17 protein-coding genes and 4 pseudogenes are annotated in these 19054 nt (G+C 41.8%); 14 read left to right on the forward strand and 7 right to left on the reverse strand.

Annotation, left to right across the window (positions count from 1 at the left end; translation table 11 throughout):
* A complete protein-coding gene (gdhA, locus tag D8790_RS02580) occupies positions 1-1347 on the reverse strand; it encodes an NADP-specific glutamate dehydrogenase (protein WP_125387460.1) in 1347 nt (448 codons plus the stop codon).
* A 223-nt stretch (positions 1348-1570) separates the two neighbouring features.
* Between gdhA and D8790_RS02585 the strand changes: the two genes are divergently transcribed.
* Positions 1571-2506 carry a dihydroorotate oxidase gene (locus D8790_RS02585; RefSeq protein ID WP_125387461.1) on the forward strand — a complete coding sequence of 312 codons (936 nt, stop codon included), beginning with the start codon at positions 1571-1573 and terminating at the stop codon, positions 2504-2506.
* 269 nt (positions 2507-2775) lie between these two features.
* Here the strand turns inward: D8790_RS02585 and yidC are convergent, their stop codons facing one another.
* Together yidC and D8790_RS02595 are read right to left on the reverse strand one after the other, a co-directional pair.
* Positions 2776-3696 carry a membrane protein insertase YidC gene (gene yidC / locus D8790_RS02590; RefSeq protein WP_125387462.1) on the reverse strand — a complete coding sequence of 307 codons (921 nt, stop codon included), beginning with the start codon at positions 3694-3696 and terminating at the stop codon, positions 2776-2778.
* An 82-nt stretch (positions 3697-3778) separates the two neighbouring features.
* Positions 3779-4057 (reverse strand): acylphosphatase, encoded by a 279-nt coding sequence (locus D8790_RS02595; RefSeq protein WP_125373777.1) that lies wholly within the window; start codon positions 4055-4057, stop codon positions 3779-3781.
* Between the two features lie 142 nt (positions 4058-4199).
* On the opposite strand from D8790_RS02595, the gene D8790_RS02600 reads away from it, so the two are divergent.
* From D8790_RS02600 to D8790_RS02625, 6 genes are all read left to right on the forward strand, one after another.
* The gene (locus tag D8790_RS02600) at positions 4200-4940 is read left to right on the forward strand and encodes a TrmH family RNA methyltransferase (RefSeq protein ID WP_125387463.1); all 741 of its coding nucleotides are present in this window, start codon (positions 4200-4202) and stop codon (positions 4938-4940) included.
* Positions 4941-4984: 44 nt separating this feature from the next.
* Complete coding sequence (locus D8790_RS02605) at positions 4985-5476, forward strand: HDIG domain-containing metalloprotein (protein ID WP_125387464.1); 492 nt, start codon at positions 4985-4987, stop codon at positions 5474-5476.
* Between the two features lie 19 nt (positions 5477-5495).
* On the forward strand, positions 5496-6179 hold the full coding sequence (locus tag D8790_RS02610) for a Bax inhibitor-1/YccA family protein (protein WP_125387465.1): 684 nt from the start codon (positions 5496-5498) through the stop codon (positions 6177-6179).
* 181 nt (positions 6180-6360) lie between these two features.
* Positions 6361-7824 (forward strand): flotillin family protein, encoded by a 1464-nt coding sequence (locus tag D8790_RS02615; RefSeq protein WP_125378834.1) that lies wholly within the window; start codon positions 6361-6363, stop codon positions 7822-7824.
* 162 nt (positions 7825-7986) lie between these two features.
* On the forward strand, positions 7987-9411 hold the full coding sequence (gene gnd, locus D8790_RS02620) for an NADP-dependent phosphogluconate dehydrogenase (RefSeq protein WP_061452053.1): 1425 nt from the start codon (positions 7987-7989) through the stop codon (positions 9409-9411).
* A gap of 9 nt (positions 9412-9420) precedes the next feature.
* Positions 9421-10110 (forward strand): response regulator transcription factor, encoded by a 690-nt coding sequence (locus D8790_RS02625; protein WP_125387466.1) that lies wholly within the window; start codon positions 9421-9423, stop codon positions 10108-10110.
* A 95-nt stretch (positions 10111-10205) separates the two neighbouring features.
* On the opposite strand, the gene D8790_RS02630 is transcribed toward D8790_RS02625, so the two are convergent.
* The gene (locus D8790_RS02630) at positions 10206-10688 is read right to left on the reverse strand and encodes an S-ribosylhomocysteine lyase (RefSeq protein WP_005590897.1); all 483 of its coding nucleotides are present in this window, start codon (positions 10686-10688) and stop codon (positions 10206-10208) included.
* A gap of 277 nt (positions 10689-10965) precedes the next feature.
* Between D8790_RS02630 and D8790_RS02640 the strand changes: the two genes are divergently transcribed.
* The 5 genes and pseudogenes from D8790_RS02640 (at position 10966) to D8790_RS02660 (ending at position 15264) form a co-directional block, all read left to right on the forward strand.
* Positions 10966-12579: a ribonuclease Y gene (locus tag D8790_RS02640; protein WP_125387468.1), complete on the forward strand. Its 1614-nt coding sequence runs from the start codon at positions 10966-10968 to the stop codon at positions 12577-12579.
* Positions 12580-12677: 98 nt separating this feature from the next.
* Positions 12678-12788 (forward strand): annotated as a pseudogene (locus D8790_RS02645) (SAM-dependent methyltransferase); the annotation flags it as partial.
* 163 nt (positions 12789-12951) lie between these two features.
* Positions 12952-13548, forward strand: a complete 597-nt coding sequence (locus tag D8790_RS02650; RefSeq protein WP_125387469.1) for a TetR/AcrR family transcriptional regulator — start codon at positions 12952-12954, stop codon at positions 13546-13548.
* A complete protein-coding gene (locus tag D8790_RS02655; protein ID WP_125387470.1) occupies positions 13548-14501 on the forward strand; it encodes an ABC transporter ATP-binding protein in 954 nt (317 codons plus the stop codon). Before D8790_RS02650 ends, D8790_RS02655 begins: the two co-directional genes overlap by 1 nt.
* The gene (locus D8790_RS02660; RefSeq protein WP_125387471.1) at positions 14488-15264 is read left to right on the forward strand and encodes an ABC transporter permease; all 777 of its coding nucleotides are present in this window, start codon (positions 14488-14490) and stop codon (positions 15262-15264) included. The genes D8790_RS02655 and D8790_RS02660 overlap by 14 nt, the downstream gene beginning before the upstream one ends.
* A gap of 290 nt (positions 15265-15554) precedes the next feature.
* On the opposite strand, the pseudogene D8790_RS02665 reads toward D8790_RS02660, so the two are convergent.
* A pseudogene (locus D8790_RS02665) lies at positions 15555-15761 on the reverse strand (hypothetical protein); the annotation flags it as partial.
* A 50-nt stretch (positions 15762-15811) separates the two neighbouring features.
* Positions 15812-16606, reverse strand: coding sequence for an ABC transporter ATP-binding protein (locus tag D8790_RS02670; protein ID WP_125387473.1), 795 nt, complete (start codon positions 16604-16606; stop codon positions 15812-15814).
* Positions 16607-16729: 123 nt separating this feature from the next.
* On the opposite strand from D8790_RS02670, the pseudogene D8790_RS02675 reads away from it, so the two are divergent.
* Positions 16730-16954 (forward strand): annotated as a pseudogene (locus D8790_RS02675) (AI-2E family transporter); the annotation flags it as partial.
* A gap of 258 nt (positions 16955-17212) precedes the next feature.
* Positions 17213-17563 (forward strand): annotated as a pseudogene (tnpA, locus tag D8790_RS02680) (IS200/IS605 family transposase).
* 48 nt (positions 17564-17611) lie between these two features.
* Here the strand turns inward: tnpA and D8790_RS02685 are convergent.
* Positions 17612-19051 (reverse strand): TrkH family potassium uptake protein, encoded by a 1440-nt coding sequence (locus D8790_RS02685; RefSeq protein ID WP_125387474.1) that lies wholly within the window; start codon positions 19049-19051, stop codon positions 17612-17614.
* Between the last annotated feature and the right edge of the window lie 3 nt (positions 19052-19054).

Here is a 19054-nt window from a genome sequence, read left to right on the forward strand (position 1 = left end):
TTAAACAATACCTTGTGCAATCATAGCGTTTGCTACGTTTTCGAAGGCAGCGATATTTGCTCCTGCAAGGTAGTCGGTACCAAGACCGTATGTTTCAGCAGTTGTTTTAGCTGTGTTGAAGATGTTGGTCATGATGTCTTTGAGGCGTCTATCAACTTCTTCACGTGTCCATGAAAGGCGAAGGCTGTTTTGGCTCATTTCAAGCGCTGATACAGCTACACCACCAGCGTTGGCAGCTTTGGCAGGTCCGTAAAGGATTCCGTTTTCTTTGTAGACTTTAATCGCATCAAGGTCACTAGGCATATTAGCACCTTCTGATACGCAGATAACTCCTTGAGCCACCAAACGTTTAGCTGCGTCACCATTGATTTCGTTTTGAGTCGCACATGGAAGAGCGATATCGTAGTTACCAGCGTAAGTCCATACAGAACCTTCATGGTAAGTAGCAGTTGCTTTCTCAGCTGCATACTCAGTCAAACGAGCACGGCGTTTTTCTTTAACATCAACCAAAAGATCGAAGTCGATACCGTTTTCATCGATGACATAACCGTTTGAGTCAGATACAGAGATAACAGTTGCACCAAGTTCAGTCGCTTTTTGAAGAGCATATTGAGCTACGTTACCAGAACCTGAAATAACCACTTTCTTACCAGCAAAACTGTTACCATTAGCTTTGAGCATTTCTTCTGTGTAGTAAACCAAACCATAACCAGTTGCTTCTGGACGAATCAAGCTACCACCAAATCCAAGAGGTTTACCAGTCAAGACACCCGCATCAAATTGGTTAAGACGTTTGTATTGACCGTAGAGGTAACCAATTTCACGTCCACCAACACCGATATCACCAGCAGGTACGTCAAGAGATGGTCCGATGTATTTTTGCAATTCTGTCATAAAGCTTTGGCAGAAGCGCATCACTTCAGCATCAGTCTTTCCTTTAGGATCGAAGTCTGATCCACCTTTACCACCGCCGATTGGGAGTCCAGTCAAGACGTTCTTAAAGATTTGTTCGAAGCCGAGGAATTTCAAGATCCCTTGGTTTACAGTTGGGTGGAAACGAAGTCCGCCTTTATATGGTCCAACAGCTGAGTTGAATTGAACACGGTAACCACGGTTGACTTGCACTTTTCCATCACGGTCAACCCAAGGAACACGGAAAGAAATCACGCGCTCAGGCTCGGTGATACGTGCCAAGATGTTTTCTTCGATATACTCAGGGTGTTTTTCAAACACAGGCTCTAGAGTGCCGAAGAATTCTTCAACCGCCTGGAGAAATTCAGCCTCATGCCCGTTACGAGCTTTCACAGTTGCAAACACGCTTTGGATATATTCTTTAGCAGATGTCATATCGTTCTCCTTTTTGTTGTTATATTTTATTACACGAGCCATTATAGCAGAATTTTTTTAGGGTGTAAAGAAAAAAGTTGAATTTTCTGAAAATTTCCATAATATTTTTTTGAAGATTCTAGGTGGAAATGCCGAACCTTTTGCTAGAAAATTAGGATAAATTTTTTATAGGAAGAATTTTAATGATATAATAGAGAAAATTAAGGAATAAGAGGTCAAAATAATGACAACAACCAAGACAAAAATTGCGGGTTTTGAATTTGACAACTGTTTGATGAATGCTGCAGGGGTGGCTTGTATGACAGTGGAAGAGTTAGAAGAAGTCAAAAACTCTGCTGCAGGAACCTTTGTGACAAAGACGGCGACGCTGGACTTTCGTCAGGGCAATCCAGAGCCTCGCTATCAGGATGTACCACTGGGCTCTATCAACTCCATGGGCCTGCCCAATAATGGTTTAGATTATTATCTTGACTATTTGCTGGAGCTGCAAGAAAGCGAGCCAAATCGTACTTTCTTCCTTTCTTTGGTTGGTATGTCGCCAGAAGAAACCCACACCATTCTCAAGAAAGTGCAGGCAAGCGACTTTAAAGGGATTACTGAGCTCAATCTCTCCTGTCCAAATGTCCCTGGCAAGCCACAGATTGCTTATGATTTTGAAACGACAGAAAAAATCTTGTCAGAAGTTTTTGCTTATTTCACTAAGCCCCTGGGTATCAAGCTGCCTCCTTACTTTGATATCGTGCATTTTGATCAGGCCGCTGCGATTTTTAACAACTATCCGCTCAAGTTTGTCAATTGTGTAAATTCAATCGGAAACGGTCTTTATATAGAAGATGAGTCTGTCGTCATCCGTCCTAAAAATGGTTTTGGTGGTATTGGCGGTCAGTACATTAAGCCTACGGCTCTGGCCAATGTCCATGCCTTTTACCAGCGCCTGAAATCAGAAATCCAAATCATCGGAACTGGGGGTGTCCTGACAGGGCGCGATGCCTTTGAGCATATCCTCTGTGGAGCCAGTATGGTGCAGGTAGGAACAACCCTTCATAAAGAAGGAGTGGCAGCCTTTGAGCGCATCACCGCAGAACTCAAGGAGATTATGGCAGAAAAAGGCTATGAAAGTCTGGAAGATTTCCGTGGAAAATTGAAGTATATGGATTAAACGTTTAAGAAAGAGAGAGTGGGACAGAAATCGGTAATTCGTTAGAATTCGATTTCGTCGTCCCACCTCCGCACAGTTGAGTAGGGCTGTAGAAGCTGATGAAATCAGCGTAGTAGAGCCCACTCAACCACTGCGTCTTGCTAACAATCCAAAGACAATTGAGAGGCTAGGACTTTTGTCCCAGCCTCTCTTTTAGTATTATTAGGACGAGTAGAAAAAAATCCCTCCAAGATTAGATAGGAAATCTTGGAGGGAAATGGATAGTTTATTTATCTAGAACGTTGTTTACCAGCGTTGCGATTCTTTTTCTTTTTGTTATTTTGAGTGATTGCTTGACTCGCTTTTGGTGTCACATCCTTGATGCGGCCTGCATTGCTCATGGCTTTCGGAGGATTCTTTTCATATTCTTCAGCTACTTGCTTTCTAATCCGAGGACGCATTAAGTAGTTAATGATGAATTGTTGGATAATTTGAACGAAACCACCGACTACCCAGTAGAGCGTCACAGCTGCTGGTGACATGAAAGAGAAGACAACAATCATAATCGGGCTCATGTAAGTTGCACTCTTCATCTGCGCTTTTTGGGTTTCATCTTCGATACCATGTAGGGAGAGAAGTGACTGGATGTAGTAGAGTACACCGACAATGAGAGTCAAGGCTAGACTAGGTTTTCCAAGATTGATGCCAAGGAATGTACTGCTGGCTACACCGTTTGTGTATTGGGCAGCGAAGAAGAGGGCAGAGAAGAACGGCATTTGAATGAGTAGTGGGAGGCAGCCGATACCGCCAAACATACTCAGACCATTTTCTCTTTGAGCAGCCATAAGTTCTTGCTGGGCTGCTAGCTTTTCTTCTTGAGTTTCGGCATTATTGATTCGTTCTTGGATAGGGGCAAAGATGGGCTTGAAGTAGTTCATCTTTTCTGACTGAAGAGTAGCCTTCCAAGACTGATAGATTCCCAGTGGGAAAATAATCAGCCGCACGATGAGTGTAACGATAATAATCGCTAGACCATAACCGAGACCTGAATTCTTAGCAAAGAACTGGATGCTATCTGCCATAGGCTGGCCAAGCACGTCCCAAATAATACCAGAAGGATTACCGGCCTTGTCTCGTCCGACACACCCTGTCAATAATAGAAGGAGGGACAAGCTCATTCCAGAGAATAAAATACGTTTAAATGTTTTCACGAGTTCATTTCCTTTGTTTCTAAAAAAATAATACCTATCTATTCTACTGTTTTTTAAGGAAATATACAATAGTTCTGCAGACCTAATTTGCAATTTTAAAGTCGGTATAGGACTCAAAATTGGCCATGGTGACATCTAAATAGCTGACTTTTGAAAAAGGAGTTGGTCCCTTGCGGATTTCTTGAATGAACTTGGCCATGAGGGCAGAGCTTTCAGCTTGAGCCAAAATTTCGACTGTACCGTCGTCATTATTCCAGACGCGACCTGTAATCCCGCCAATCTGCAAAGCAAGGGAGTAAACGCCCCAACGAAAGCCGACGCCTTGGACTCGTCCTTGCGCAATCATTCTTACTTTTTGCATCGTTACCTCCTTTTGTAGCGGTTTGAAACTCGCTTCTCAGCCCCATGGTGTAGCGAGAAGCTGGTTGCTTGGGATAAGATTTTCTCTGAGGATAAGTCTAGAGGATGAGTTCAAAACTGCTAGATTGTGTTATAATGTATTTATGAATATTATAACCTCAAAAGCCAATAATGTGGTAAAAAAAGCTAAAAAGCTGCATCAAAAAAAATATCGTAGCGAGTCGTATTTGATTGAGGGCTGGCATCTTTTTGAGGAGGCTCTGGCCAGTCAGGCACGGATTCTGCGAATTTTTGCCTTGGCAGAGTACGAAGAGCGCTTGGCAGCATTTTCTCAGACGATTTTTGTCAGTCCTGAGATTCTCAGTGATTTAGCAGATAGCAAGACCCCTCAGGGAATTGTTGCAGAATTAGCCTTTGAGGAGCAGAATATTCCAGAAAAGCTGGAAGGTGCCTATCTCTTTTTAGAAGATGTGCAGGATCCTGGTAATGTCGGAACCATCATCCGAACAGCGGATGCGGCGGGTTATCAAGGAGTTTTCATCTCTAGTCACTCCGCTGACATTTACAATCTCAAAACCTTGCGTTCTATGCAAGGTAGCCATTTTCATCTGCCCATTTATCGCGTGAGCAGAGAGGATATGCTGGCTCTGGCTCGTCAGAATGACTTACAAATTCTGGCTTCGACCTTATCAGAGGATTCTGTGGATTATCAAAAGGTTGAAAAACATGAAGATTTCCTCCTAGTCATGGGTAATGAAGGGCAAGGAATCAGCCAAGAAATGACGGATGCGGCTGATGTTTTGGTTCATATTTCCATGAAGGGGCAGGCTGAAAGTCTTAACGTAGCTGTGGCAGCCGGCATTCTGATGTTTGCTTTAAGCTAGCTTTTAGAAATCTCTCTATAATAAAACTAAATGGAGGTGATGACATGCCTTACAGAGAAGATGATGAATTTATGGCCTATGTGGGGCATTTGATCGAGAAGCCCAGCGTCCAACGCTTAAAAGGGATTACCCATCATATTCATTCTAATAGGCTTGAACATTCGATCAATGTCAGTTATACTAGTTATAAGATTGCTAAAAAATTTGGCTGGAATGCCCGCAGTACAGCACGGGGCGCTCTTCTGCATGATCTATTTTATTATGACTGGCGCGAAACCAAGTTTAAAAAGAGTCATGCCTGGGTACATCCCCGCCTAGCAGTCCGAAATGCCCGTAAGATTACCAAGCTCAATCGAGTTGAAGAAGATATTATCATCAAGCACATGTGGGGGGCTACCTTAGCACCACCGCGCTACAAGGAGTCCTTCATTGTAACTATGGTGGACAAGTATTGGGCGATCAAAGAAGCGACGGCGCCTTGGCGACAAAAGCTGAGTGGTCGTAAAAAGTATCATCGAAAGATGATGAAAAGTTAAAATGTAAAAAGGAGACGTTATGAACAATACAATTATTCAAGAAAACAGTGGACTTTCTAGTTTTTATTCTAAGGTCTACGGATTTGTTGGGATGGGAATTGCCATCTCTGCTCTGGTTTCGGGTCTAATGCTGACGACCTTCCAAACAGCTCTGGTTGAGATTTTGCTCCATTATAGCTGGATTTACTATGGAGCTATCTTTATTGAGCTGGCCTTGGTTTGGTCAGCTTCCAGCAGAGGACTCCGCAATAGTCCAGCTGCTCTTCCCCTCTTTTTGAGCTACTCAGCCCTAAACGGATTTACCATGAGTTTCATTGTGGCCATGTACACAGGAGGCATAGTTTTCAAAGCATTTGCAGTTAGTGCAGCTGTTTTCCTTGTTATGGCAGCCATGGGCGTCATCATTAAAAAAGATTTATCTGGCATGGGTCGAGCTATGATTGCAGGCCTGATTGGAATTGTGATTGCGAGTTTTGTCAATATTTTCCTAGGTAGCGACATGATAGACTACATTGTCAGCTACGTCAGCGTTGTTATTTTCGCAGGGTTGATTGCTTGGGACAATCAAAAGATTCGCTATGTCTATGAGCAAACGGGTGGACAGGCAGGTCTTGGCTGGGCTATTTCTCTAGCTTTGAGCCTCTACCTTGACTTTATCAACCTCTTCCTCAGCATCCTTCGTATCTTTGGAAGAAATGACTAATAAAAGATGGATAGTTTCCTCAATGAATGAGGGGCTATCTTTTTTGTTTTAGGGGGGATTTTGGAAGTTGGATAGAAGTAGCAGTAAAAGTTTTGCAAACTGTTAATTTTTTGATATACTAACTAAAAATATATTTGGGCAATGCACTCGTCTATTGCTCTGGAAAAGAAAGGAAGTTTTTATGGATATGTTATTTATCCCAGGCTGGTTGATTTTTGCAATCGTTGCAGCCATTGTGCTTATTATTCTTTTGGCTAAGGGTTATGTCAATGCTAAGCCAAATGAAGTAGTCGTTATTACTGGTCTGCGTAAGCAGCGTCATTTAAGAGGTAAGGCTGGCTTCATGATTCCTTTCGTAGAGCAGCGCTCTTATCTGGATATTGAGCAGTTTTCTACCGACGTCCGTACTTCTGAGTCTGTGCCAACACTTGATTTTATCAACGTTCGTGCCGATGCGGCTGTTAAGCTGAAGATTGGTACTACGGATGAAATGATTGAGCGTGCGGCAGAAAACTTCCTTAATTGGAATACAACAGATATTTCCAACTCTGTTCAAGATGTTCTCGAAGGGAACCTTCGTGAGGTAATCGGCCAGATGGAACTGCGCAAGATGGTCAATGACCGTCAGGAATTTGCCTCTAAAGTGCAAGATAACGTGGCGCCAGATTTGGCTAAGATGGGTCTGGAAGTCATTGCCTTTACCGTTCAATCCTTCTCTGACGAAGGTGGCGTGATTGACAACCTCGGTATCGAAAATGTCGAAACGATCAAGAAAGACGCCCTGATTGCCAAGGCTAAGGCTGAACGTGAGCGCAAGGAAGTTGAGGCTGAGCAGGACAAGTTGGCTAACGACAAGCGCGTGGCCGCTGACTTGGAAATTGCTCAAAAGCAAAATGAACTCAAACTGAAACAAGCTGCCCTCAAGCAGGAAGCAGATATTGCGCAAGCTAAAGCGGACGCGGCTAAAGGGATTGAGGCAGAAATCCAGCGTCGTGAACAAGAACGTGTGGCGGCAGAAGCCAACATCATGAAGCAGGAAAAGGAAGCGGAAGTCAAAGAACGGGAAGTTAAGGTCCGTGAGCAGGAATTGGATGCCAATATCCGCAAGCAAGCCGAAGCTGAAAAATATGCCCGTCAACAGGCCGCAGAAGCGCAATTGATTGAACGTCAGCGTCAGGCCGAAGCGGAACTCTTTGAAACACAGAAAGAAGCGGAAGCACGCAAGGCTCAAGCCGAGGCTGAGAAATTTGCACAACTGCAAGAAGCTGAAGCTATTGAAGCCAAGGGACGTGCAGAAGCGGAAGCCATTCGTCTTAAACTAGAAGCGGAAGCCCAAGGTTTGGACAAGAAAGCAGAAGCCATGAAGAAGATGCAGGAAGCTGCGATTACGGAGATGATTGTCGATAAATTGCCAGAAATCGCTCGTGCGGTGGCAGAGCCATTGACCAAGGTAGATAAGATTACCATGTATGGTGAAGGCAACGCTTCTAAAATGGTCGGCGACATCATGCAGAGTATTGATCAAGTTTCTCAAGGGGCAGGCTTTGACATCCGTCAACTGTTAGCTGGAGCACTTGGCGTCAATATGACTGTCAACAAGCTTAAACAAGATGAACAAGCTGTCATCGAAGTTGATGAGAAATAAATCCAAATGTATCTATGATATCCAAACAGCTAGGAGTTGAAACTTCTGGCTGTTTGTTTATCATCCATCAGAAAAGCATTTCTATCAGCTAAATACTTTTCATTACCATGTAAAAATGTTAAAATATAACAGATTAAACAACTAAGATTATAGGAGTAGAAAATGACAAAAGCTAATTTTGGTGTTGTAGGTATGGCCGTAATGGGTCGTAACCTTGCCCTAAATATCGAATCTCGTGGTTATACAGTTGCCATTTACAACCGTAGTAAAGAAAAAACAGAAGACGTAATTGCTTGCCATCCAGAAAAGAATTTTGTTCCAAGCTACGATGTAGAGTCTTTCGTTCAATCCATTGAAAAACCTCGCCGTATCATGCTCATGGTTCAAGCTGGACCTGGTACAGATGCAACTATCCAAGCTCTTCTTCCTCACCTTGACAAGGGTGATATCTTGATCGACGGAGGAAACACTTTCTATAAAGATACGATTCGTCGCAATGAAGAATTGGCAAACTCAGGTATCAACTTTATCGGAACTGGTGTTTCTGGTGGTGAAAAAGGTGCCCTTGAAGGCCCTTCTATCATGCCTGGTGGACAAAAAGAAGCCTATGAATTGGTTGCTGATGTCCTTGAAGAAATCTCAGCTAAAGCACCAGAAGATGGCAAACCATGTGTGACTTACATCGGTCCTGATGGAGCTGGTCACTATGTGAAAATGGTCCACAACGGTATTGAGTATGGTGACATGCAATTGATCGCAGAAAGCTATGACCTCATGCAACACTTGCTCGGTCTTTCTGCAGAAGATATGGCAGAAATCTTTACTGAGTGGAACAAGGGTGAATTGGACAGCTACTTGATTGAAATCACAGCTGATATCTTGAGTCGCAAAGATGATGAAGGTCAAGATGGCCCAATCGTAGACTATATCCTTGATGCTGCAGGTAACAAGGGAACTGGTAAATGGACCAGCCAATCAGCGCTTGACCTTGGTGTGCCATTGTCACTGATCACTGAGTCAGTATTTGCTCGCTACATTTCTACATACAAAGAAGAGCGTGTACACGCTAGCAAGGTGCTTCCAAAACCGGCTGCTTTCAAATTTGAAGGAGACAAGGCTGAGTTGATCGAAAAGATCCGCCAAGCCCTTTACTTCTCAAAAATCATTTCATACGCACAAGGTTTTGCGCAGTTGCGTGTGGCATCTAAAGAAAACAACTGGAACTTGCCATTTGCGGACATCGCATCTATCTGGCGTGATGGCTGTATCATCCGTTCTCGTTTCTTGCAAAAGATTACAGATGCCTACAACCGCGATGCAGACCTTGCTAACCTTCTCTTGGACGAGTACTTCTTGGATGTTACTGCTAAGTACCAACAAGCAGTGCGTGATATCGTAGCTCTTGCTGTTCAAGCTGGTGTACCAGTGCCAACTTTCTCAGCAGCCATCACTTACTTTGATAGCTACCGTTCAGCGGACCTTCCAGCTAACTTGATCCAAGCACAACGTGACTACTTTGGTGCCCACACCTACCAACGTAAAGACAAAGAAGGAACCTTCCACTACTCTTGGTATGACGAAAAATAGGATAGGCCTATGGCAAAGCGAATTTTATTAGTAGAAAATGAAAAGAATCTTGCACGATTTGTGACTTTGGAACTGCAAAAGGAAGCATTTCTTTTAGATGTAGTTGAGACAGGAAGTCAAGGTTTGGTACTAGCTAGAGAAAATGACTATGATCTATTTTTGCTTAATTATGACCTGCAGGATATGACCGCTAGTGAGTTTGCTAGGCAACTGAGTTTGTTCAAGCCGGCTTCAGTCATTATCGTCTTAGCTAGCCGTGAAGAAATCAAAGAACATGCAGATGAGATCCAGCGCTTTGCTGTTTCCTATACCGTCAAGCCTTTTATTATCAGCGATTTGGTTGAGAAAGTTTCCGATATTTTTCGAGGTCGGGACTTTATCGACCAGCATTGTAGCAAGCTAAAAACACCGACTGCTTACCGCAATCTACGAGTTGATTTGAAAAATCATATCGTCTATCGTGGAGAGGAAGTGATTGCCTTGACACGACGGGAATATGATCTACTAGTGACGCTGATGAGCAACCAAAAGGTTATGAGCCGCGAGCAGCTTCTGGAACGTGTCTGGAAGTATGAAGGCGCCACTGAAACCAACGTAGTCGATGTCTATATTCGCTATCTACGTAGTAAGATTGATATTGCTGGTCAGACTAGCTATATCAAAACTGTCCGTGGTATCGGCTATGCTATGCAGGAATAATAAGAACAAACCCGCCCTCTGTTTCCAGAAGGACGGGTTAATTTTTTTATTTTTAGCGCAAATAATAAAATCCTAGAAGATAAAAATCCTTCTGCTTAGAGGACATGGCGCTCGAAAGCATTGTCAGAGATTCCTTGACTGAGAATGAGTTTCGCCCATTCTTTGGCAGAAAAGAGGCTATGATCCTTGTAATTGCCACAGGATTCGATGGTGGTGCCAGGGACATCCTCCCAAGTAGTTGTCTCAGCGATTTCTTCTAAGCAAGATTTGATGACTTGGGCAATTTCAGTCGCTGAGTGTTGCCCCCACATAATCATGTGGAAGCCTGTTCGGCAACCGAAAGGTGAGCAGTCAATCATACCGTCAATCCGCTTGCGAATGAGCATAGCTAGTAAATGCTCGATGGTATGCAGGCCAGCCGTCGGAATAGAGTCTTCATTTGGCTGCACCAAGCGAATATCAAAGTTAGAGATAATATCTCCTTTGGGACCAGTTTCCTCGCCAATGAGACGAACATAGGGTGCTTTTACGATTGTATGGTCAAGCTCAAAACTTTCAACGATAACTTCTTTAGACATGGTTTCTCCTTTAAAATTTTAAAATTGGGACCTGAAAATGAGATCAGGTTTCAAAAGCGACATTTCAAACACTTCCTTTTGATTATAGCATAAAAAAATAAGAGTTAGGAAATAAAAAAATTTTATATATTAAATTCTTTGATTTAGCGCCTTTTCGCCCAATAATAGGTAAAAATCAGGCTTCTTTTTCAAAAAATTGATTTGTGAATTTCTGCTATTTATGATAGAATAAAAAGGAATTTTGAATTCAATAATTAAATAGATTTGGAGTAAAAACATGGGCTTATATACGATAGCTGCTTTTGTTTTTGCTGCCATCATTGGTTTAGTGATTGGGTATGTAGGAATCGCGGTTAAGATGAAAGCATCTAAAGAAGCCGCGGAACTTACTCTTTTAAATGCTGAACAAGAAGCAACCAATTTACGCGGTCAGGCAGAACGCGAAGCGGATTTGATTGTCAAAGAAGCGATGCGCGAAACCAGTTCGCTTAAAAAAGAAGCACTTTTGGAGGCAAAAGAAGAAGCCAGAAAATATCGTGAAGAGGTTGATGCAGAATTTAAGTCTGAGCGTCAAGAGTTAAAACAAATTGAAAGCCGCTTGACAGAGCGTGCAAGTAATCTTGACCGCAAAGATGACAATTTAACCAACAAGGAAAAGACTTTGGAGCACAAAGAACAGAGTCTTACTGATAAAGCTAAACACATTGATGCGCGTGAAGCACAAGTAGCTGAGCTAGAGCAGCAAAAAGAAGCTGAGCTTGAGCGGGTAGCATCCCTGACTCAGACGGAAGCGCGTGAGATTATCTTGAACAAGACCGAGGACAAGCTGTCCAAGGAGATTGCGACTCGTATTCGGGAAGCGGAGCAGGATATCAAAGAGCGCTCTGACAAGGTGGCCAAGGATATCTTGGTTCAAGCTATGCAGCGGATTGCTGGTGACTATGTGGCTGAGCAGACCAATTCAACGGTTCATCTTCCTGATGACAGCATGAAGGGACGGATTATCGGACGTGAAGGTCGTAATATTCGAACCTTTGAAAGCTTGACAGGGATTGATGTTATCATTGATGATACGCCTGAAGTGGTTACTCTTTCAGGTTTCGATCCAGTTCGCCGTGAGATTGCTCGGATGACTATGGAAGCACTTCTCAAGGATGGTCGGATTCATCCCGCTCGTATCGAGGAATTGGTCGAAAAGAATCGCTTAGAGATTGACAATCGTATTCGAGAGTATGGTGAAGCCGCAGCTTATGAAATTGGAGCACCAAACTTGCATCCTGATTTGATGAAAATCATGGGTCGCTTGCAGTTCCGTACTTCCTACGGACAAAATGTTCTCCGTCACTCGATTGAGGTTGCCAAACTGGCTGGAGTTATTGCTGGAGAGTTGGGTGAAAATGTTAACTTGGCTCGTCGTGCTGGTTTCCTCCATGATATTGGTAAGGCCATCGATAGAGAAGTAGAAGGCAGCCACGTAGAAATTGGAACTGAGTTGGCTCGCAAGTATAAGGAACATCCAGTTGTTATCAATACCATTGCTAGCCACCACGGAGATGTAGAACCTGAGAGTGTCATTGCAGTCATCGTTGCAGCAGCTGATGCCCTAAGTGCAGCTCGCCCAGGAGCTCGCAGTGAGTCGCTGGAAAGCTACATCAAGCGATTGCAAGATTTGGAAGAAATTGCGAATAGCTTTGAAGGGGTTAAGACAAGCTTTGCCCTTCAGGCAGGTCGTGAAATCCGAATTATGGTCAGTCCAGAGAAAATCAAGGATGATAAGATTACAATCTTGGCGCATGACGTGCGTGAAAAGATTGAAAACAACTTGGAATATCCAGGAAATATCAAGGTCACAGTCATTCGCGAAATGCGAGCAGTTGATTATGCTAAATAAAAAGGTTGAGACAATGTCTCAATCTTTTTGTTTGTTTTAAATGAAGTAGTAAACTGTCAGCGTTTGGCAGAAGCTAGCTTGAACAATGCTCGCCTAATCTTAGCTACCTGCCTCAGCAGGACTTCACCGTTGCTCTCTACAAGACCATCAATCAGATTAACAATCCATCTTTCTTGGTCATGATTGAGAAATTGCGAGAAGGAACTTGAGATATAATAAGGATACAGAGAGAAAAGCGAGATAATAGGAGCTTTCAGTACTGTATCCTTATTTTCTTACATATAAGATATAAGACTTTTGACATTTTTCAGTTTATATGATAATCTATGACTGTAAAATCAAAAAACGTCATAGTGTTTTTAGGAGGAAGTTATGGCTACTGCTTTTACTAGTGAAGAAAAAGAAGTAATTAGAAAGAAATTACATAAAGTTGCAAAGGAATGCCTTCAAAGATATGGGGTTAAGAAAACCACAGTTGACCAAATGGCAGCCATGGTAGATATTTCCAAAGGTTCTTTTTATAATTTTTATTCCTCAAAAGAAATGTTATTTTTTACGGTCTTAGAAGAATATCAAATAGGTGTTATGAATCGTCTGACAGAACAATTAGGTATGGAAACCAAGATAGATACAAATCGTCTTGTACAGTTACTTTATGATTTTTATCAAGATTTTCGCTATTCATTTATGTATACCATATTTAAAAATCATGAAATGGAATTACTCATAAGAAAATTGCCAAAAGAGGCGATAACAAATCATCATCTGATAGATGATAGGATGGTTAAAAAAATTGTGTCCCGAATCAACATTAGAGAAAATGTATCGGTAGAAATCGTCTCTGCTTTATTTAGAACGATTGCTATGACTATTCTACACATCGAGGAAATCGGCGAAAAACAAATTGATACTACATTGAAGTTAGTCATACAAGGAGTTGTGGAACAAATTACTAAGGAGGACAGGTAATGGTGAAAGAAGCAATTAGAACCGCAAACCTTTCTAAAAGATATGGAACAAAAAATGTTGTCAACAACTTGAATTTATCAATAAAACCTGGTGAAATAGTAGGGTTTTTAGGACTGAATGGTGCAGGGAAAACAACGACGATGAGAATGATGCTAGGATTGATAAAATCTACATCAGGAGAATGTTATATCCAAGGAAAAAAGTTAGATCTGAGTAATTTAGAACTTCGAAATGAAATAGGTTATATTATTGAGACGCCTTATTCTTATCCGGATTTAACCGTGAGAGAAAATTTAGAAATCGTTAGTAAATTAAGAGAGGTTAATAAAGATAATATTGACTGGGTAATTGAAAAATTAAAACTAAAGCAATATGAACATAAACAGGAGAAGCATCTTTCTTTAGGAAATGTTGCGCGTTTAGGAATTGCAAAAGCGATTATTCATAAACCTAAAATTCTAATTCTTGATGAGCCAACAAATGGATTAGACCCTTTTGGAGTTATTGAAGTGAGAGAACTATTAAAGGAATTGGCGAATAATCTAGGTACCACTGTTCTTATTTCCAGTCATAATCTGGAGGAAATATCTAAGATTGCGACTAGAATAATCATTATACACGAGGGCAGACTTATAAGAGAAGTTGAAAGTAATGAATTAGAACAGCACTTAGAAAAGAAGTTACTAGTAAGTGGCTCTAATAATAAGGCTATGAAAGAAGTATTATCTAACCATGGCTATCAGGTAAATATTCAATCAGACACAGAAAATAATATCCATTTCTTGGAATTAACTGATAGAAAATCTGTGGAATATCCGGAAGAAATTGCTACATTTCTGGTTCATGCAGGTTATCCACCCAAATCGCTGGCTGTTGAAAAAGAAGATTTAGAGCATTATTTCTTAAGAATATTGAATGACTATCACGGAGGTATTTCGAATGAAAAAGCTTAGTTCCTGTATTTTAATTGAATGGAAAAAGTTAATAAAATCAAAACTTTCCATCGTAACTGCTTGTTCTATCTGTTTAGTTCCTTTTATTGTTGGTTTGTTTGCAACTATGATGAAATATCCAGAGAATTTCAAAAATCTTGGTTTGATTTCTGCAAAAATGGAAATGATGAGGATAACAGACTGGTCGTCGTACTTAATGACCGTATCACAAGTCATTTCTGTTGGGGGATTGCTCATTTTTGGATTTACAGCATCTTGGATTTTTGGTAGAGAATATTCTGATAAAACGATGATAGACCTATTAGCACTCCCGATAAAAAGAGATACAATCGTATTATCCAAGTTTATCGTTATCGCTCTATGGAGCTATATTCTATCAATTTTTGCACTTTTATTGGGATTATTAGCTGGCAATCTGATTGGACTTGAGGGTGGGAGCTTAATGGTGATTTTCAAAGGTATACTTACTTTTGGTTATTGTACTACTCTTACGATCGTACTCTCTACTCCAGTGGCTTTTTTTGCTTGTTTAGGCCGGGGATATTTGTCACCATTGGCATTTATTATTTTTACAATTATTTTTTCTCAGCTTGGTTCTGCTCTTAACCTTGGGAAATACATTCCATGGGCGATTCCTGCACTCGCAAGTGGTATTGCAGGAAAAGCACTATTGAATTTTGGGAGCATTGTCAGTTTATTTGGGGTAAGTATTCTAGGTCTTATCGCAACAATAGCTTGGTGGAGATATGCTGATTATGATTAAAATGAAGTGATGAAAATGCTAATAACTCAAAGCTAAGTCTTATTCATTTCAATTCAAAACAACCCCTCCTGTTCAGATTGAAAAACAAGAGGGGTTGTATTCTTTATGGCAATCGAAAGTTTTAGGCGAGAGGAGACTATGTGAATATCGTTGGCCTAAATAAAAAGATAGTTTCTAATATACGTGATTAGGAAAAAATGACCTTGCGTTTGATAAGTTAAATGTTAAAGCGTTCTCAGATGGTAGTTTCAGAACAAGGTAAAAGCCTGTTGTCATAGCATTAGTCAGGTGAGGGACAAAATCCGAAAAAAATACTTGGTCTGAAGCTTTTCCAACAGGGGCCGGATTAAAAAGAGGCTGAGGAGAAAGAGCAGGAGGATGGGGTAGAAATACCAAGGCTTAATGATGAATTGGGACTCCTCAGCAATCCTTAAAGGGATGTAAGTGTGGGACAGCAGAATCTGTCCAGACAGGAAAAGCAAGACAATCGCAGTCATGGTCAGAATCAGAACCTAGCCCAGGTTGAAGATGGTGTTAGAAAATTACTTCATAAGGGCCTGTTCTCCACCTTGATGAAATAACGGTCTTCTCCCAGCTCAATCAGCTCGACTGGCTGAGGATAGAAGCGATCCATGACCTCTTTTTGAAGTATGTCTCCTTTAGGACCTTGGGCTGTGATTTCTCCTTCTTTTAGGAGCAGGACATGATCCATAGCAGCAGTGATTTCCTCTACATGGTGGGTGACATAGAGGATGGTTGGAGCCTGATTCATCTGTGTAATCTTACCAATCTGTTCCAGCAGGCGCTCTCGGGCAAAGAGATCCAGACCGCTGGTCGCTTCATCTAGGATAAGCAGTTCTGGCTTTTCCATGAGACTGCGCGCAATCAGCAAGAGCTGCTTTTCCCCTTGAGATAGACTGATGTAGCTCCGGCCAATCAAATCTTGTCCGCCAATGGAAGCCAGCATTTCCCTAGCTTGATCCAGTTCTTCTTGTCCGTAAGGAGCGTAGAGAATACTGCTTTTATACTTGCCTGTCAGGACGATTTCTTCGGCAGTGAGATGGCTAGGCAGGCGCTCAGCAATGAAGGAGCCAACTACTCCAATCTTAGTTCGCAGCTGAGGAATGTCTCCAGCACCAAATTCCGTACCGAGAACCGTCACCTTGCCCTGAGTCTTCCAATGTTCAGCCATAAGCAAGCGCAGGAGAGTAGACTTTCCTGAGCCGTTGAGACCGAGAATGGCCCAATGCTCCCCCTTTTTCACCTGCCAGTTGAGATCTTTTAAGATAGTTCGGCCTTGTTTAGCCAAGCTTACATTTTCTAGTTTGATAATTTTTTCCATTTTTACTCTCTTTCGTTAAATCTCCTTTATTATAACAAAATTTAGGATAAAATAACCGATAGGAGGAGGCAGATGTTTTATAAAAGTAAGCTGATGTAGGTCCTTTTGCTAACGATAATCTTTCTTTATCCCCGTATCGTTGGCGGTGTGATGAAGGTAGATCCTATTACCATCATGGTGCTCCTGCTCTTATTCAGCAATATCCATGGAATGCTGGGGATGATTGTGGCAATCCCGACCTATTCTATCCTCAAGGAAATCGCTAAGTTCTTGGCCAATCGCTATGATAATCACAAGGAAGCCCAGCAGCAGAAGAAGAAGGAAGAGTTTGGAATTATTAATAAATAAGGATGGGTTTGGGAATTGATTGATTCCAGAGTCTCGAGACCAGAAATAAGACGGAAGAAGGGCCTTCCGTCTTATTTTCATTATGGCTTCAAGCCAGTTTTTCTCTACGATAAAAACAAGAAAAACATCAGCTAAGCTAGTGGCTGCCAAGGCTTTGAGCTTTCATTTCTTTTTCCTGGTAGAATCTATCTGTTCAGGTAAGGCAAAGGAGGAAAAGAATTGGCTAAAATCAGTTACAGTTTATCACATACCAAATGGATGCGCAAATATCCTATCATCTTTACCCCCAAGTATCGTAGAAAAATCATTCACTACAAAATAAGACGAGATCTCATTGAGAATTTTCGTCATCTATGTCAATACAAAAGTGTGGAAATTATTGAGGGACAGATGTGCCAGATCATGTTCATATACTTGTCTTGATCCCTCCAAAACTTTCGAGTTTTGATTTCACGGGATATTTGATAAATATGTAAGTACCGTTTGCCTAAACAGAAAGACAGTTGCCAAATAGATTCGCGAGCAAGAGAAAAATGACATTATCCTTGAAAAGTTAAGTGTCAAAGAGTACGAGGAGCAATTTTATATGGCGGCTTTAGAACAAGATAAAAGCCCGTTGTTACGGGCATTAGTTAAGTAACAATAGCTATTTTCCTGCTATCTATTAGACCAGGTTCTTGGTAGGAATAGAAGCAGGATAGGATAGATTTCTAAACGTCCTGCAATCATGGCAAGAGAGAGGAGGAATTTAGAAAATGGGCTATAGATAGAGAAAGTCTCGGTTGTCCCAATCATTGGTCCGATATTATTGAAACAGCTGATGACAGCACTGGTAACAGTCATTAGATTGTTATTGTCCAGACTGATGATGAAAATCAAAGCTGCGATAATCAAAATATAAACAGCCAAATATTTGAGAACCTTGTGTTGGGTATCTTTATCCAAAACAGCGCCGTTGATATGCATGGTTAGAACGCGGTTTGGCGAAAGCGTGGAAAGGATTTGGTTTTTAGCGATGCGGCCGATGATAATGGCACGGATTACTTTGAAACCGCCAGCGGTGGAGCCAGCAGAACCTCCTAGACACATGAGCAGCAGCAGAATGACTTGTGAGAAGAGGGGCCACTGTACGGTATCTCCATAGCCGAATCCTGTCGTAGTAATGATGTTGGAAACTTGGAAAAATGAAATTTCTAAGCTTTTAGCAAATTCCCCGTAAACATGGAGAACATTGAAGCTAATCAAAATAGTGGCAGTGAGGACAATCCAGAGATAGCCTTTCAACTCCTCGTCATGAAAACAGGCCTTAAATCTTCGAATCAAGAGATAATAGTAGAGATTGAAGTTTACCCCAAAGGTCAGAACGCCGAAGCTGACAAGGTAGGTGATTAGAGAACTGTTGTAGTGGGCAATTCCGTCGTTAAAGACAGTGAAGCCTCCTGTACCAGCCGTTCCCATTGCGATGACGATACTATCAAAGAGTGGCATGCCGGCGAGGAAATAAAGAAAGGCAAAAAGGGCAAAGAGTGCTAGATAGATAATATAAAGAATCTGGGCGGTGTTTCTCAATTTCGACACAACCTTACCAAAGACTGGTCCAGGAACTTCCGCTTTCATAACCTCTAAGTGGCCATTTTTGGCATTGTCCATGATAGCTAAGGCAAAGACCAGCACCCCCATTCCCCCGATCAAGTGGGTAAAACTACGCCAAAAGAGGAGGGAGTGGGAAAGGACAGATACATCATTTAAAATCGTAGCACCAGTAGTGGTAAAGCCAGAGCTGACTTCAAAGAAAGCATCAATTAGATTAGGAATTTGGCCAGAAAAGACAAAAGGCAGAGCGCCAAAGAAGGACCAGAGAATCCAGCAAAGGGCAACGATCAGGACCCCTTCCTTGGTGTAAATGTGGGCATCCTTAGGCTTAAAGGCTGAACCTAATCCACCCAAAATCACTAAAATAATCATTGTCGCGCCGATCGAAAGGAAGACTTCAAGATCTTCATGGTAGATCAGGGCAACGATTGTTGGAACCAACAAGAGGGCTGCTTCGATTAGCAGGAGTTTGGAGAGGAGAAAGCGAATCATAGATCTATTCATGGG

Source organism: Streptococcus cristatus, from assembly GCF_003943535.1.
Taxonomy (GTDB): domain Bacteria; phylum Bacillota; class Bacilli; order Lactobacillales; family Streptococcaceae; genus Streptococcus; species Streptococcus cristatus_L.